This window comes from Bifidobacterium tibiigranuli (genome assembly GCF_022655035.1).
GTDB classification, from domain to species: Bacteria; Actinomycetota; Actinomycetes; order Actinomycetales; family Bifidobacteriaceae; genus Bifidobacterium; species Bifidobacterium tibiigranuli_A.
On sequence record NZ_JALCUA010000008.1, the window covers coordinates 58,059 to 74,218 of the forward strand.

At 61.0% G+C, this 16,160-nt stretch carries 12 protein-coding genes; 6 read left to right on the top strand and 6 right to left on the bottom strand.

All coding sequences use genetic code 11. From position 1 onward, the window contains the following. Positions 1-46: 46 nt before the first annotated feature. The 4 genes from LKK40_RS08445 to LKK40_RS08460 all read left to right on the top strand — a co-directional run bounded on the left by LKK40_RS08445 (position 47) and on the right by LKK40_RS08460 (position 6,472). On the top strand, positions 47-808 hold the full coding sequence (locus LKK40_RS08445) for an energy-coupling factor transporter transmembrane component T (RefSeq protein WP_304310262.1): 762 nt from the start codon (positions 47-49) through the stop codon (positions 806-808). Further along, on the top strand, positions 805-2,637 hold the full coding sequence (locus LKK40_RS08450; RefSeq protein WP_304310263.1) for an ABC transporter ATP-binding protein: 1,833 nt from the start codon (positions 805-807) through the stop codon (positions 2,635-2,637). The genes LKK40_RS08445 and LKK40_RS08450 overlap by 4 nt, the downstream gene beginning before the upstream one ends. 131 nt (positions 2,638-2,768) lie before the next feature. After that, on the top strand, positions 2,769-4,745 hold the full coding sequence (locus tag LKK40_RS08455) for an ABC transporter ATP-binding protein (protein WP_304310264.1): 1,977 nt from the start codon (positions 2,769-2,771) through the stop codon (positions 4,743-4,745). Further along, on the top strand, positions 4,742-6,472 hold the full coding sequence (locus tag LKK40_RS08460; RefSeq protein ID WP_304310265.1) for an ABC transporter ATP-binding protein: 1,731 nt from the start codon (positions 4,742-4,744) through the stop codon (positions 6,470-6,472). Before LKK40_RS08455 ends, LKK40_RS08460 begins: the two co-directional genes overlap by 4 nt. Before the next feature lie 466 nt (positions 6,473-6,938). Here LKK40_RS08460 and LKK40_RS08465 read toward each other — a convergent pair whose 3' ends face one another. The 4 genes from LKK40_RS08465 to LKK40_RS08480 form a co-directional block, all read right to left on the bottom strand. Further along, complete coding sequence (locus LKK40_RS08465) at positions 6,939-7,688, bottom strand: YaaA family protein (protein ID WP_152581620.1); 750 nt, start codon at positions 7,686-7,688, stop codon at positions 6,939-6,941. 252 nt (positions 7,689-7,940) lie between these two features. Continuing rightward, positions 7,941-8,885, bottom strand: coding sequence for a class C sortase (locus tag LKK40_RS08470; protein WP_152581621.1), 945 nt, complete (start codon positions 8,883-8,885; stop codon positions 7,941-7,943). Positions 8,886-9,289: 404 nt separating this feature from the next. Next, positions 9,290-10,966, bottom strand: coding sequence for a SpaH/EbpB family LPXTG-anchored major pilin (locus tag LKK40_RS08475; RefSeq protein WP_152581622.1), 1,677 nt, complete (start codon positions 10,964-10,966; stop codon positions 9,290-9,292). Between the two features lie 241 nt (positions 10,967-11,207). Further along, positions 11,208-13,037 carry a Spy0128 family protein gene (locus LKK40_RS08480; RefSeq protein ID WP_304310266.1) on the bottom strand — a complete coding sequence of 610 codons (1,830 nt, stop codon included), beginning with the start codon at positions 13,035-13,037 and terminating at the stop codon, positions 11,208-11,210. Between the two features lie 778 nt (positions 13,038-13,815). Between LKK40_RS08480 and LKK40_RS08485 the strand changes: the two genes are divergently transcribed. Next, positions 13,816-14,262, top strand: coding sequence for a hypothetical protein (locus tag LKK40_RS08485; protein WP_304310267.1), 447 nt, complete (start codon positions 13,816-13,818; stop codon positions 14,260-14,262). Positions 14,263-14,387: 125 nt separating this feature from the next. Then, entirely contained in the window at positions 14,388-14,780 is a 393-nt protein-coding gene (locus LKK40_RS08490; protein WP_304310268.1) for a hypothetical protein, read from the top strand. A gap of 207 nt (positions 14,781-14,987) precedes the next feature. Here LKK40_RS08490 and LKK40_RS08495 read toward each other — a convergent pair whose 3' ends face one another. Beyond that, positions 14,988-15,332, bottom strand: a complete 345-nt coding sequence (locus LKK40_RS08495; protein WP_152581453.1) for a lectin-C — start codon at positions 15,330-15,332, stop codon at positions 14,988-14,990. 111 nt (positions 15,333-15,443) lie between these two features. Beyond that, complete coding sequence (locus LKK40_RS08500; protein ID WP_162000788.1) at positions 15,444-15,923, bottom strand: Fur family transcriptional regulator; 480 nt, start codon at positions 15,921-15,923, stop codon at positions 15,444-15,446. Between the last annotated feature and the right edge of the window lie 237 nt (positions 15,924-16,160).

A 16,160-nucleotide genomic window follows, 5' to 3' on the forward strand; every position in this document is an offset into this window, starting at 1 on the left:
CGTTTCACCTGCCGTGGTAGCTGGCAGAGTGGGTGAAACGCCGTCAATGGCTTCTCCGGCCGCAAACGCCGCCAGCGTCTCCCCCACCAGCCGCCGCCATCAAATCTGCGATCCACGCACCACGCTGCTGACGCTGATCGTCATTAATGTGCTCGCGTTCGGCAGCGTTCCGCCCGAAATCGTCGCCTTGTCCGCCACCTTGGCGGCCGTGCTGCTGGCCACGCAGATCCTAGGCAAAAGCTTCTGGACGTTCTTGGCCGTTGCGTTCGGCTGCATTGCGCTGTATGTCGGCTTGCCGCTGCTCGTGAGCGGCTGGTTCGCGGCGATTATCGTGACCATCGCCTATTGGACGTCCCGGCTTGCAATCACCTTCGGATTGTTCGGGTTCCTGTTCCTTTCCACCAGCGTGAGCGCGCTGATCGCCGCGCTGTCCGCGCTGCGACTACCCCGCGCGCTTATCGTGCCGCTTGCGGTGATGCTGCGCTTCATCCCGACCGCGATGGACGAACTCAAGGCCATCATGAACGCGATGCGCCTGCGCGGCGTCGTCTCCGGGCCGACCGACATGCTGGTTCACCCGGTTCGCATGGCCGAGTACACCGTGCTGCCGCTGCTGGCCTCGGTCACGCGCATCGCGGACGAGCTGAGCGCTTCGGCGCTGCTGCGCGGGCTGGGCCTGCCCAACCGGCCCACCTCGATCGTGCGGCTGCGCGTGCGCTGGACCGACGTCGCCATTCTGGCAGCCGTCGCAGGAATCGTCGCGCTGCATCTCATACTTCAGTCCATAGAATGGACGGTGCTTGGATGAGCGCAACCAGCAGCAGCGAACAAGGACGGTCCCAGACCGCCGAGCCGATCATCGACGTCGACAATGTGCAGTTCACGTATTCGTACGAGAATCTCGACGCCTCGCCCTACGGGCCGGAGGAGAACTCTGCGGCCCAGCCCCGGTCGCGGCAGTCCGACGCCGATACGACCCCTGCGCTGCAGGACGTGAGCTTCACCGTGCCGCGCGGCTCGCTCACGGTGCTGTGCGGGGGCAGCGGGTCGGGCAAGTCCACGGCCCTGCGCCTGCTCAACGGACTGATTCCGCAGTTCCACAGCGGCGAGATGTACGGCGACGTGAGGGTGTGCGGGCTGGGCATCCCCACGCTCGACCTCGCCCGGTCCGGCGGCGTGAGCGCGACCGTGTTCCAGAACCCGCGCAGCCAGTTCTTCACCACCGACGTGCGCAGCGAGCTCGCCTTCCGCAACGAGAACCACGGCATCGACCCAGCGGAAATCAGCCGGCGCAGCAGTCTCGCCGCCCGCCAGGTCGGCATCGAGAGCCTTGTGAATCGCAGCCTGACCGAATTGTCCGGCGGCGAGCTGCAGAACGTGGCCTGCGCCCAGGCCATCGCGCAAGGCACCGAGGTGCTGCTCTTCGACGAGCCGACCTCGAACCTCGACACGGCCGCCATCGCCCGCTTCGGCGAACTGCTCTCACGGCTCAAGTCGATGGGCAGGACCATCGTCGTGGCCGAGCACCGGCTCTACTCCCTGCGCGACCTCGCCGACCAGGTCATCCACCTCGACAACGGCCGCATCGCGCACCGCTGGACCGGCGAGCAGTTCGCCGCCTTGAGCGCCGAAGCGATACGCGGCCTCGGCCTGCGCACCATCACGCCGCCAAAGTCCCTGCCGCTCATGCAACGGATCGTCGAAGGAAATAGTGGCAGCGAGGTAGCGGACGGCAGCGCACATGCCGAGACGACGGCGAGTGCAAGCCACGAGACGAGCACCGCCGCGAACGCAAACGATTATGCTGCGTCGTCGTCGGCCAATGCATCCGGCGAACACCTTGCAGCACCGTCAGTTGAATCCACCGACACGGCATCTGCCGCTCCTACCGCCGCAACATCCGGAGACTCGACCGTTGCATCTGCCACACCCGCCGCAGCTCCACAAGGCAGCGGCTTGCGCCTTGAGGACATCCGCGTGCATTACGGCAGGCGGCTGGTGCTCGACATCCCCTCGCTGGACGTGCATGCCGGCGAGGTCACGATGCTCGTGGGGCCCAACGGCGCGGGCAAGTCCACACTGGCAAGCGTCATCTGCGGGCTGCTCGCCCCCGACAAGGGCGGCCGCATCCTGCTCGGCGGCAAGGCGATGAACGAGCGGGCGCGGCTGGCGGCCAGCGCCATGGTGATGCAGGACGTCGAACGGCAGCTGTTCTCGGCCACCGTGCGCACGGAGGTCTCGCTCGGCACGAGCGTGGCCGACCCGATGCCATTGCTCGAACGCTTCGACCTGCTGGATTTCGCCGACCGGCACCCCCTCTCGCTCTCCGGCGGCCAGAAGCAGCGCCTCATGATCGCCGCCGCAGTGGCCCGCGACGCGGCCGTGTACCTCTTCGACGAGCCGACCTCGGGCGTCGACCGCCGCCACCTCGACGCCATCGGCCAGCAGCTGCGCGAACTCGCCTCCGCGGGCCACGTCGTGCTCGTCATCACCCACGACCCCGAACTCGTGGACGCCTGCGCCGACACCATCATCGCCCTGCACCCGCTTGCCACCACCGACACGAACACCACTAAAGCCAAGCGCCCGGCGCCGCAGAACAGGCACAATCGCGTGGAAAGCATCACATTGGGCTGACAGGGCTGACGGAGCATGACGGAACAGGCAAGTCAAGCACCACCGAGCACTTCAACACCGAACGCCGCCCGCCTCACGACCTATCCCAAGGCCATACGCACTTCATATCTCACCAATCAGAAAGGATCATAATGACCAACGCCACCGGCACTCCACCGGATTCAGCAACTGCTGACGCGGTTAACAACACAGTTAACGACACGGCCAATAACGCGGTCAACGACGCCGTCAGCGACACCAGCAATACCGCCGCTGACGGCCAACAGCAAGCACAGGCACAATCCGAAACCGCTCCCGCCCCCACCCTCGAATTCACCAAGGAGGCGAAGCAGCAAGCCAAGCAAGAAACGCAGGAACGCAAGCGGCAGCTGAGCGACATGCTGCGCCCGGTACGCAGCGCGACGAATCTCGCAGTCGTATGCCAGGCCATAGCCTCGTTCTGCACGATTCTGCCTTTCGTGGCGATCACGCAGATCGCGAACGCGCTTATCGCCGGACGCTCCGGATTCTTGGGGCACGGCGCTCCGGTCACGGATGTGCACGGAGCCGTATGGGCCGGCATCTGGCTCGCGCTCGGCGGACTCGCCGGACGCGCCGTGTTCTCAACGCTTGCGCTGGGTATCACGCATTTCGCGGACGCACGGATGGGCACCTTCCTGCGCCGGCGCATCGTGAAAACGTTGAGCCACGCGCCGCTGGGATGGTTCACCAGCCATTCCTCAGGCGTGGTGCGCAAGGCGGCCATCGACGATATCGCTTCGATTCACTATCTCGTCGCGCACGCCTCCGTCGAGACCACGGGCGCGGCCTGCACGCCGATTTTCGCGCTGATCTATCTCTTTGCACTCGATTGGCGGCTGGCGCTGCTGAGCGTCATTCCGCTGCCAATTTACGCGCTTGCCTACGCCTATATGGCCAAGGATTGGGGCGCGATGCAGGTGAAGGTGAATGCCATGATTCAGCAGATCAGCGAGGCGGCCATCGAATTCGTCTCCGGCATCTCGGTCGTCAAAACCTTCGGAAAGACCGGTCAGGCGCATAAGAAATACCGCGATACCGCGCAACGCCTGAGCTCCGAATACACCGAATACTGCCGGCCGATGATCATGACCGACGCCATCGCATCCGTCTGCATCATGACCCCGGTCATGCTCATGATCGGCCTGGCTGGCGGCTTCTGGATGATGGGACTGGGCTGGGTCAACGCGATTCAGGTCTTCGCGGCTTCTCTGGTGGCGGCGACGCTGCCCGCCGCGCTCATCACCGTGAGCTTCGGCATACAATCGCGCACCGAGGCCTCCGCCGCGGCCATGCGCATCCACGATCTGTTGGAAACGCCGCAGCTGCCAGCCCCCAAGGTGCCGAAAGCGCCGGAGGGCAACGCCGTGGTCTTCGACCACATCGATTTCTCTTACACGCCGGGCAACCCCGTGCTGCACGACATTTCGCTGGAGCTCCAGCCCGGCACGGTCACCGCGCTCGTCGGCCCGTCCGGCTCCGGCAAAAGCACGCTGGCGACGCTGCTGCCAAGGTTCTTCGACCCCGCGTGCGGCTGTGTGCGCATCGGCGGCGTCGACGTGCGCGAGATCGAACCGACCGAGCTGTATAAACACGTCGGGTTCGTGCTGCAGGACGTGCAGCTGGTGCACCTGAGCATATTGGATAATATTCGTCTCGGCCGCCCCGATGTCACGCTTAATCAGGTGCGCGAAGTCGCTAAGCTCGCGCAGATCGACGAGCGCATCATGCAGCTGCCGCGCGGCTACGATTCGGTCGTCGGTGAGGATGCGATGCTCTCCGGCGGCGAAGCGCAGCGCGTGTCAATCGCTCGGGCGCTGCTCGCCGATCCGCCGATTCTGGTGCTGGACGAGGCCACGGCCTTCGCCGACCCTGAATCCGAGGCGGCCATCCAATTGGCACTATCCCATCTGACTGCCGGCCGCACGCTGCTGGTCATCGCGCATCGCTTGGCGACCATCGCCGGCGCGGATCAGATCGTGGTGATGAAGGACGGTCGCATCGCCGAGCAGGGCACACAAAGCGAATTGGTTGCCGCAGGCGGGCTGTATAGCTCGATGTGGCGCGAATATGAGGAGGCAGGGCGATGATCGGGGATTTGCTGACCATACTTGGCGACAAATACAGCGGCATGTTCAAGCGCGCGCTGGTGTGGATGGTGGTGGCCGCAGCCGCCGAAGGCGCAATGATCGTGTCGGTGCTGCCCGTGTTCAAATCGCTGTTCGACGGCACACTGACCTGGCGGGCGTTCATCCTGCCGCTGGTGCTGACGGTTGTTGCGGCGCTGGTGCATGTGCAGCAAGCCGCGCAATCGTACCGCGTCTCCGGAGCGGTGATGAGCGTGGAGCATGAGCGGATAGGCGACAAGCTCGTGCGCCTGCCGCTCGGCTGGTTCCACCCCGACACCGTCGGCCAGGTCTCGCAGATGATCACGAAGGGCACGATGTTCGTGTCCACGGCGGCCGCGCATCTGGTCAATCCGCTGATTCACGGCATCGTGACGCCCGCGATCATCGCGATAGGCGTGCTGTTCTTCGACTGGCGCATGGGTCTGGTGATGATTGTCTTCGCCCCGCTGCTCTGGCTCGCATCAAAGGCTTCCGCGTCGCTTATCGGCAAGGCCGATGACATCCTGCACGTCGAAAGCGTCAAGGTTGACAACCGTCTCATCGAATTCGCCCAAGCCCAGCGCGTGCTGCGTGCTTTCGGCCGTGGCGAGGAAGGCTATGCCCCGCTTGAGGACGCGATGAGCGACGAGCTGCAGGCGCACCGCAAGAATCTGTGGATCAGCCTGGCGGGCCTTGCGATATTCGGCATCGTCACCCAGCTTGCCTTCACCGCGCTGATTGTGGCCGGCGGACTGTTTGCGCTGAACGGCATGAGCAATGCGGCGCTGATGTGCGCCATACTTGCGCTGACGGCACGGTTTATTCAGCCGCTTATGGAGGTCGGCGACTACGCCGGCGCCATCCGCATGGCGCGTAACGAGCTGGATCGCATGGCTGATGTACTCAACGCCAAGGAGCTGCCCGAACCTGCGCAGCCTGCGGCGTTCGACCAGTCGCATGCCAACGAAGTCGAGCTGCGCGACGTGAGCTTCACCTACCCCGGCACCGACCATCAGATACTCGATGATGTTTCGCTGCGCCTCGAACCCGGCACGCTGACCGCGCTGGTCGGCCCGAGCGGGTCGGGCAAAACCACCGTCACGCGGCTTATTGCGCGGTTCTTCGAGGTGGACGATGGCGCGGTGCTCGTCGGTGGCACGGATGTGCGCGAGCAGACGACCGAGCAGCTTATGAGCCAGCTTTCGCTCGTTTTCCAAGACGTGTATCTCTTCGATGACACCCTGTACGAGAACGTGCGGCTCGGCCGGCCTTCCGCCTCGCGCGGCGAAGTGCTTGCCGCCGCCGAGATGGCCGGCGTCTCGCAGATGCTCGACTACCTGCCTGACGGCTGGGAGACGCGGGTCGGCGAAGGCGGCACCGCGCTGTCCGGCGGCGAGCGCCAGCGCGTCTCGATCGCCCGCGCGCTGCTCAAGAACGCGCCGATCGTGCTGCTTGACGAGGCCACCTCGGCCATTGACCCGGAGAACGAAGCGCATCTCAAGCGCTCCTTCGCCCAGCTGTCGCGCAACTCGACCGTGCTGGTCATCGCCCACAAGCTCAGCACCATCGCCGACGCCGACCAGATACTCGTGCTCGACGGCGGTCACATCGTCGAACGTGGCGAGCACGCCGAGCTGCTGGCAAACGGCGGCCTCTACGCCTCGTTCTGGCATGAGCGCGAGCAGGCCCAAGGCTGGCGGCTGGCGTAGGGCTGCTGGCTGGCTGAGCCAGAGCGGCTGACCGAGCTCATGCAAATGGGGGCTGTGCGATTCCAATCGCGCAGCCCCCATTTGTTTACGTGCTATAAAGCGTCACAACTCCCGCATCACAACCAAGGATGTGCGGGATTCGTGACGTATCTCGGCATCCAAACGATGCAATTCCTGCACTAATCTGACCTTTGTGCGGGCGTTGTGATGATTAACCGCGCTGAGACGTCACAACGCCCGCACAAGCCTCGTGATGATGCGGGAATTGTGATGTTTGCGTCCTAATCATTGCCGCCCGCGGCAGTCCCACCTGGTCAGTGTTCCCAGCCATTTGCGTCGCCTTTTGTACGCTAACTCGACCCTGCCGTGCAGAATGCAACGTTTTGGGGGGGTCAATATCGTTGCCTTTTGTACGTTAACCACGCGATAGCGTACAAAAGGCAACGCTTTGGCGATTCAAACCGACTTATTCGAGCATCAGCGTGATGTGGCGGCGAAGCCCGTCTTGCGTGACTTCGACGCGACCCGAAGCTCCGGCGACCCGCGCCACATCGAGAGGCGTTGCATTGCCCGGCACCGCCCCTTGCGCATGCTCGGCGTCGAGCAGCGTGCGGGTCAGCAGTCCGCGATAATGCTTGGCCGCATGCGTGATCACCTTGCCGCGCGAATCGACAACTCGCAGGTCCCACCAGTCCCCGCTCGGCGTCGTGACTTGGTATGCGCCGGAACGCATATCGACCGTGGTCTGCGCCATATTCGTCTCAGCCGCACCCGCCGTCTCGTCAAACCCTGACTGCGCCAATTGCCGTCGCCAGAACGTCTTGAGGCTGCCAATCCCCGGCAGCGAAACGTTCATCGAGAGTCGATATGTCGGGATGAGGTCCTCGCCAGTCGTGACGCCGAACAATCCTGAGAAAATACGCACATCGTCGCCGCTGCGCAGTTGCGCTGCCTCATACAGCACGCCGGTGTACACCCCGCGAGCCGGAGCGCATGGCGCAGCCAGGATATCGCGCTGGGCCACGACTTCGGGCATAATCCGCTTGCCCACGCCCAGAATCTCGCCCGCATCGTCCCGCTTCGACACGGCAATCAGCGCTTCAAGCACCCGCCGCCGAGCAGCCGTGAGCTCCGGATATGACAAACCTTCAAAATCAAGAACTGGCCCGTCGGCAGGGGCCGTTTTGCCTTCGGAAGGCGGCAGCAGAATACGCACCCCGCCATTCTAGCGACATGCCAACCTACCGCCACGTCACAGCCCAAACCCAGCGGCCGATTCACGCCAACAGCCCGTGCAACTGGATAGAATAAGCCACTGACAGCAATTCAGCGTACGTTTCGCGCCAACTGTCCACCCAACTGGCGGGAAAAGGCCACTGACCGTCACTCAACGGTCGTTCACCGCCAGCAGCCCACCTAACTGGCGCGAATGCGCCGCCGCACCACAAGCCGCCGCACACCAATGCCGCTACTGGCGAAACACCCTGGTGCTGTGACGACCGGCAGCCGGCGAGCTGCGCAGCCATCGCACTATAGCGGTTGCCGCCACGCCCAGCGCCACGAGACTGCCCATAGCTGTCCACAGCAGTGTCAAGTCCTTGGGCGCGTCGTCAAGAGGAGGCGCCTGGCCGGGGATCGCGGCCCGCTCGCCGGAGACCAGCAGCCGCATGGTGTTGACGCCATACGGGGTGCAGGTCATCAGCGTGACGCGGTCCTCACCCGGCACAATCTTGAGATCGCCCTTCGCATTGTCTGGGCTGACGACGGTGATTTGGTCGACTTTGTACGCCAATGTGGTGCCCAGCACTTTGATGTAGAACACGTCGCCCTTGTGCATCTCATCCAGCCGGGTGAACAGCAGCGCGTTGGGCAGGCCGCGATGCCCAGTGAGCACAGCGTGCGTGGAAGCGCCTCCCACCGGCAGCGATGTGCCGTAGAGATGCCCGGCCCCCTGAGCCAGTACGGCGTCCGATGTGCCGTGGTAGATGGGCAGATCGACGGAGATCTTCGGGATGACAACCGACCCCATGATGCCGCCGCCGGTGTCAAGCAGCCGCTGGTAGGTCTTATTCGTTTCGGATTGCGATTTTGCTTTGCCGCCACTGCCTGTGAAGGGGTCAGGTGCCTCGCCCAGCACATTCTGGGGTTTCGCGGCGAGCTGCGCATTGTAACGCTGCGCCGCGTCGTACTCGTCGGCCACCTTGCCTTGCGGCCAGAGCGCCACCTGGGATGTCGCATCGTGCGCCGCATGGGTCTGCCGCCATTGGGAGACCGCCTGCATGGTGAAGGGAAGCAGCAGCGCCACCAGCGAGCCGATAAGCAGCAGAGCGGCAACGATATACCACGCCTTGGCCTTCGCCGCTGAGGATTCGGGCGAGATATGCCGCAGCGGGCGCGACTTCTTGTCCGGCATCTGCCCTCGCCTTTCCTGATTAAGACCTGATTAAAACTTGATTACGCTGGGAGCCTACCCAAGTGGGGAGCCTACCCAGAGGAACCCACCCAAGTTGCAAACTACCTCGGTCGGAAACCATTCAGACCGGAACTCAGACCGGAATTCCCATAAGTTCCAGCCACATATATAACAATCGTATACAACGATATATGAGAAACCCGATGCGCTCCCCTGCGGATGAAATCCTAGGAGGAACACATCGGGTCATTCATGGAATCAGCCCAGCTGCACGGTTTGCCGCGCATGCGCCGATTTCAATGCGCCGATTCCGCGAGCCACAAGCGGCCAGCGCCTACCAGTCGCCTCAACGACGGCTGGCAGACAGCCAACCCGCGCTCATGACTGCCAATCAGCAATCAGCCTCAGCGTACCGAAGCGCTGCGAGCCTTGCGCAGCACCACGAAGCCAGCGCCACCGAGCACCACAGCGAGGCTGAGGAACAGGATGATGCCCGCGCCACCGGTAAGCGGCAGCTGGGTGAGCGAAGACACGTTGTTGACGATGTACGTGCTCGTCGCGTCCTCATGGCTTACCAGACCCCACTGGTCACCTGTGAAACCATAGTCAGGAGTCTGCACCGTTGTGTCATCGACAGTACCCCTGCCCGTGATGGTGACGGTGAAGCTCGGCAGCACCGTGCCCTGGTAGCCAGCCGGAGCCTGGGTCTCAGTAACCGTGTAGGTTCCCGCGTTCAGGCCGCCGACGGTGATGTAGCCGTCAGCACCCGTGGTCAGCGTCGCGCTGCCGTTGGCGGGATCGAGAACGTATCCGGTGGGGACCGTGGAGAACTTGAGCGGATCGGAGCCGCCCTGAGCCGTGATGTTGAATTCAGCGCCAGCCAGCGGAGCGCCGGTGACCTTATCCTGCTTGAGAACCTTGAAGCCATAGCTGAAGAGGTGCTTGATCCACGGCGGAGTTGTGCCGTGCCTTCCATGTCCGTTTTCGCCGGGCTGGTTGGAGTACGTCAGGCTCGCCTTGTTGTTCAGGATGCTGTTGATGCCGTCGGTCAGCGGAAGATCCTTGTTGACCGTCGAGTGGTAATCAACCGTGATGCCCTGGCCCACGAGCGCGGGATTGGCCGTCACGTACTGCGACAGGTCGATGCTGAGCGACGTCGAGCCGTCCTCGTTGACCGTGGAGGTGATCGTGTAATCGGAAGGCTGCAGCGTGGTGCTGCCGACCTTCACCGTGACCTGCGAGTCGCCCGCATAAGTCAGACCCTTGGAAAGAGTGTCGTTGATTGTATAGGTGTAAGAAGGATTGCCGTTCTCATCAACGTAACCGGTCGTGTTCGGCACCGTGCCGGTGATTCGCCAGTGCACATCGTCACCAACACCGACATATGGCGGGTTGGGGCTGATGAGCTCCTTCGTGATGCTCGGCTTCTCGTTCTTCACATTGATCACGCCCAGCGTTTGACTGGCGAGGTCTTTGCCGTCGATCTTCGTGCCGACCAGCATCGGAATGGACTGGCTGTAGTCGTTTTCCGACAGGGGGAGGGTCGTGTCGACGATCACATAGACGCCGTCAGGGCTCAGGCTGCTGAACGCCGCAGTGCCGTTGGCACCGGGCACGTTGTTCGCCGCGACGCCCTTGGCTGCCGTCAGGGCAGTCTGGAAAGCGCTGCTGCTGGCAAGCGTGGTCACGAAATTGCGCAGGTTGCCGGTGTAGGGAGACGTAGCGCTGTCAAGGAAGTTGGTATCCTTCACCACGGATTCGAGCGGGTTGGACGCATCCACTGTGAGCTTGGAGTCGGCCGACGTCGCCGCGCTCGCGATGGCGCTGCTCAGGTCGCTCTGCGTGGTCACATTGATGCCGTTGTAGTTGCCATTGGCGTCGGTGGTGATGCCAGTGGTGTCGTACGCACCGAGCAGAACCGCCGTGAACGTGTGGCCATTCACTGCTGCGGGATCGCTCGCGTTGATGGTCAGCGGAGCCGTGGCTGCTGAAGCCGACGTTGCGGTTACTGCGCCAAGCCCGACAAGCGCGGCGAGGGACGCAGCTGCGGCAATGAGTTTCTTCACTGCATGCTGTTTCATTGTTTCCTTACTTTCCCCTTCACGGATATGCCGCCGATTGTGACCGCATCCAATGAAAGACAATTTGAAATATTGAAATGTTTAAATTTTTAGTTGATAGCCGTTACCGGCCGTTATTCACGTGGCCGATATGGACGATGTAACCGATATGCCCGATACCGGCAATACGTACGATTGCAAAGTTGTGGCTAAGGCGAGGCGCGGATGACGCCAGCGCCTTTGCGATATTGATTCGCTCCCATCATCTGGACATCAGCGCCCCCTTCCCCTTGCGGATGGCAATGCCTGCGCCAGTCATCAAAGCGACGCCAATGAGCATCGGCAGGCCCCACGCACCGAAGCCCGCGCCGCCGGTAAGCGGCAGGTTGGAAGCCGGAGGAATAACGGTGACGTTGGCGAATGTTGGGGTGCCGCCCACCGCCTGCGTCAGCGCGGCATCCGTGTACCAAACAGGTGCGGCGGCCGCATACGTGGTCGTCGAGCCAGACGTGGTATAGGTCACGGCCACCTTCGCATAGAAGGTCTGCGAGTTTGTCTCATAGCCCGCGCCCGCGCTGTTTTCCACCACCTTGTAGACGTAGATGCCATCCGTGCTGTACTGCTCGATGTTCGGGAAGGAAATGCTGCCACCGTTGTTCGACACGGTCTTGCTGGTGAACGCCGCCGCGCCGCTAGGGGCTAACTGTCGTGTCAGGGCGAAGTTGAACTGTTGGCTACTCGTAGGCGTCTTGCCATCCACCGTCTTCGCCAGCGACAACGACTGCGTCGCGGGAACTATCGTCTTCTTCGTGACGTTGGCGAATGTTGGGGTGCCGCCCACCGCCTGCGTCAGCGCGGCATCCGTGTACCAAACAGGTGCGGCGGCCGCATACGTGGTCGTCGAGCCAGACGTGGTATAGGTCACGGCCACCTTCGCATAGAAGGTCTGCGAGTTTGTCTCATAGCCCGCGCCCGCGCTGTTTTCCACCACCTTGTAGACGTAGATGCCATCCGTGCTGTACTGCTCGATATTCGAGAAGGAAATGCTGCCACCGTTGTTCGACACGGTCTTGCTGGTGAACGCCGCCGCGCCGCTAGGGGCTAACTGTCGTGTCAGGGCGAAGTTGAACTGCTGGCTACTCGTAGGCGTCTTGCCATCCACCGTCTTCGCCAGCGACAACGACTGCGTGGCGGGAGTGGTTGTTGGGGTGGTCTGGCCGCAAGGCAGATTAGGAAGGAAATTCAGCTGATGGACTTCCTCGCCGTCGGAGCTGGATGTCACAGTTATGTCTTTGCCCAGAATTTGCGAGTTCACTGAAAATTGGATATTCAACGCCAAGTTGGCGTTTGGTGCATAGATCGCACCACCTTGGAAATTGTTGAATGTTACTGTGCCCGTGACCTGGGAAAGATCCCACAAGACCGATGTCGACGGGCCTGACGGATCAGACTTACCATTCAGAACACCTGCGAACGGATCATTGATGGTCGTAGTTCCACTTGGAACCCTAACCACCAGTGGGCTGTTCGGAGACGGGGTTATATTGCCTATCGACCCGCTCACGCTATTTGACCAGTTCAGGTAGTTGACCTTGCCGTTGGTAAATCCTTGGATGCTCCCGTTGCCATACGAGGACGCGTAAGTGACCTGGTTGGCCTCCGGAAGGCTATACATACCTGCAAGGCACTGATTGGTGGCCGCAATGTTGGTACTCAGTTTGGTGAAGTAACCACTGACAGGTGATTGCTTGGTACTGAAATCAGACAACTGTGCGTTCTGCAACTGATTAACGTTAATTCTGTTGGCATTCCCAGAGGAGTTGTTAATCTGAACTGCACCAGGACCAGTAGCAACTAGCTTCAAATTCGATATATCACCGAATTTCACATAATCCTGAGTAACCTCGAATAACCCATTGCCACCAGCGAACTTCTGCGCAAGAAGGCGAAGCGGTACCCCATCGATGGTAGGCACAGCTTCGGAACCCATTCTTGCGTTACCGTTGTTTTGATGCGCATTAGTGAAGGTGCCAAAAGCTGCCATCGCCGATTGGTTGTGGCTGTTGTTCAGGACCAGGTTGCCCTGCGCCAAGACGCCGAAGGTCGCAGTTTGCCCGTCCGGGGCATTAGTAACAAAAGGATTAAAGGTCGTAGAGGCGGCAGAAGCTTCGCCTACAGACCCCCCCCGATGCTGGCGGCGAACACTCCGAATACAGATAATGCGAATGCAATGAATGCAGCAACGACCGCTCTGAACGCGCGTGACCTCAGCGACGTATGCCTCATTTGTCACTCACCTTTCATGTGCCGCAGCTTCCCCGGGGCTTGCGGCATCCCCCTTAAAACTTTACTCATACTATAACCCCGGTGCATCATCCTTCCAATTCGTCATAATGCCTGATTTTCGTTGTAATACCAGTCATACGTAATCGATTACGTTGCTGGAATTCTGCGGAAAAGAGCATGTCAACTCTTCCATTTTCATCAACTAGCAATATATGTGATATAACACACATTTAATAGGTAAAACTCATCCTTCGCTCCAAAAATGCCTCATATGCAATGCCCACGAAGCGACCGTTCTGTTCCAGTACTCCATCTAACTGGCACAAATCAGCCACTGACCGTCGGACAGCGTCCGTTCTCTGCCAGTAGCCCGTACTACTGGATAAAATGCGCCACTGACAGCAACTCAGTGGCCGTCCTCCGCCAGTTGACCATGGCAACTGCAGGGAACGGTCGCCGACATGCAGCCGACACGCGGAGGAGCGGCCATTCTGCGCCAGTTAGCGAGACTGGACGGCAAGCCTTCGACCACATAGGCCGGAATGGGTTGTGGGGTACCTTGCGACACAGTTACGGTCATTGCTATGAAACAGCATCCCGGCGTACAGAACCTGCTAAACCGCGCCAGACTTGAGCAGCGGTGCTGCTTTGGCACAAACCAAAGCGAGCAGAAGGCGTTGCGCCGCCGCCTTAAGACCGGCGAACTCGTCAGCCCGCATCCGGCGCTGTACGCCGCACCCAAGGAATGGCAGGCGCTGAACCCCGTCGAGCAATGCATGCATATGGTGCGAGCGCTCGCACTGCGGCATCCGAACTGGGTTTTCGCTGGCCCTAGCGCGGCAGCAATATGGGGCCTTGACCATCCTTGGTCGATGCATGACGGCAGCGTGGCGATTATCAGCTCAACGAGCTCCCGGCATTCTGCCCATCGCAGACTTACCTATATATATATGCATCGTCCTTCGACGTGCATGAATGCCGAGGGCTGCGGGTCACGAGTGTGGCGCGCACGATTGTGGATTGCGCGCTGAGGCGTTCCTTGCGCGAAGGCCTGCCGTTCATTGATTCAGGATTGCGGGCCGGGCTGGTAACGACTGCAGACGTTCTCACTGAATGCGAACGGCTTCGTGAGAGTTGCGCCCACATCCGTGGGCTGGTGAAGCATGCTAGCCCCGCGAGCGAGAATGGCGGGGAATCGTTCTGCCGCGGCACTGTTATCGAAGAAGGTTTCCCCGTTCCCGAATTGCAGGTTGTGCTTCGTGACCCGGACGATCCGAAGGCCGTGTGCCGCGTCGATTACTTGTATCGTCTGCATGATGGCAGGCTCATCGCGATCGAGTATGACGGCATGCGCAAATATGTCGACCCGAGCATGACCGGAAATCGAGAGATCAGGGAGGTAGTGCGCGATGAGCGGGAACGCGAGGCCCTGCTGAAGCGCGCCGGCGTCACCGCTATCATCAGGCTGGATTACACCGAGGTATTGCAGCGCATGCCGCTGGTCCGCAAACTCATGGCCGCAGGCATCCCCCGGCTGTTCCGCCACTGACCGCCACGCCACCAGCGGCTTTCTGCCCCAGTAGACCCTGCAACTGGATGAAATAGTTCACTGACCGCTACTCAGCGGCTGTTCTCCGCCAACTATCCCATTCAACTGGAACGAAAGAGCCACTGACCCGAAGATCAGTGGCTCTTTCGTTCCAGTCAGCCGCCTAGGAGCGGCCAGGACAGTAGCAGCTCAGGCAGCTCAGCAAGCTCAGGCAGCGAGGGCAGCCTTCAGCTCGACGAGATCCTTGATGATCTCCTCGTGCGAGGCCTCGTCGGTGTCGAAGGCGAGGTGGCAGAAGGCGCAGTCGTGGTGCTCGTTGTTCTCGGTGCAGGCCTTGTCGCAGTCCTTGGCGTTGCATTCCTTGCCGCTGACACAGTCGGAATCGTTGCAGCAGTCGCCGGTGAAGCAGCAACCACAGCAGCCACAGGCGGCCGTGCCATGCACATGCTGCTCAGGGTCGAAGTTCTTCAGCGTCTCGGTGTCCACCGCGAGCCGGCCGGCGCTCTTGGTGTCGATTGCATAAGCGTGCTCGTCATATCGCGTGATATCCATGTTCATTCCTTATCGATCATATGCTGCAGGCAGGCATGCCCGCGCACCGTTGTTCGTTACCTAGAACGGTACGTGCGTGATCGGCACAAGGCTAATTGTTGAAAGTGGATATCACTTCGTTTGCTCGCTGCGAGGCGCAAGACCCAGACGGGTCGCTAAAATGTCGGCTTGCTCAGGGCTTGCATCATCATCCGTTGCCTTGCGATCCTCAAGCTTCCGGCACCGCGCGCACAGGCCGAATATCTCAATCGAGTGCGTAACGTCAGAGAATCCCAAGGATTGCGCCCGGCTGTTCACCCATTGCTCAAGCCCGGGAATCTCAAGCTCGACGGCCCGCCCGCAGCGCCGGCACACGACGTGATGGTGGTGATGCCGATCGCGACACAAACGGTAGTAAACCTCGCCATTCTGCCGGACGGAATCCAGCTCGCCATCCTGAGCCATGATCTGCAAATTGCGGTACACCGTAGCGATGCCGACCCGGCGGCCTTTCTCAAAAAGCCGGTTATATACGGTCTGCGCGGTGGCGAAGGTATCGTCCTCCTGCAATTGCTTCACAATCTGCATCCGCGCCCGGGTGACTCTTTGCATCGTAGGCATTCAGCGCTTCCCGTCAAGCCCGAAGGCATATCGTTCCCGTATCGTCATGCCTTTAACTATATGTAACGATATTCGTTATCACAAGTTATGAGCGCAATACTGTCACTTTTGCTTCTCTTTTGACTGTCTCAGCCTGCCTTAGCCTGTCTCAGCCTGTCGCCGACATTTATTAAGCAGTTTTTTCGCTTATTCAGCACTTCGCAAAGTAGACATCATTGTCAGCACAGA

Excerpts from the sequence above, each read along its gene's own strand:
- LKK40_RS08445 (WP_304310262.1), top strand. The coding sequence starts at position 47 with ATGGCTTCTCCGGCCGCAAACGCCGCCAGCGTCTCCCCCACCAGCCGC.
- LKK40_RS08450 (WP_304310263.1), top strand. The coding sequence starts at position 805 with ATGAGCGCAACCAGCAGCAGCGAACAAGGACGGTCCCAGACCGCCGAG.
- LKK40_RS08455 (WP_304310264.1), top strand. The coding sequence starts at position 2,769 with ATGACCAACGCCACCGGCACTCCACCGGATTCAGCAACTGCTGACGCG.
- LKK40_RS08460 (WP_304310265.1), top strand. The coding sequence starts at position 4,742 with ATGATCGGGGATTTGCTGACCATACTTGGCGACAAATACAGCGGCATG.
- LKK40_RS08470 (WP_152581621.1), bottom strand. The coding sequence starts at position 8,885 with ATGCCGGACAAGAAGTCGCGCCCGCTGCGGCATATCTCGCCCGAATCC.
- LKK40_RS08475 (WP_152581622.1), bottom strand. The coding sequence starts at position 10,966 with ATGAAACAGCATGCAGTGAAGAAACTCATTGCCGCAGCTGCGTCCCTC.
- LKK40_RS08485 (WP_304310267.1), top strand. The coding sequence starts at position 13,816 with ATGAAACAGCATCCCGGCGTACAGAACCTGCTAAACCGCGCCAGACTT.
- LKK40_RS08495 (WP_152581453.1), bottom strand. The coding sequence starts at position 15,332 with ATGGATATCACGCGATATGACGAGCACGCTTATGCAATCGACACCAAG.
- LKK40_RS08500 (WP_162000788.1), bottom strand. The coding sequence starts at position 15,923 with ATGCAAAGAGTCACCCGGGCGCGGATGCAGATTGTGAAGCAATTGCAG.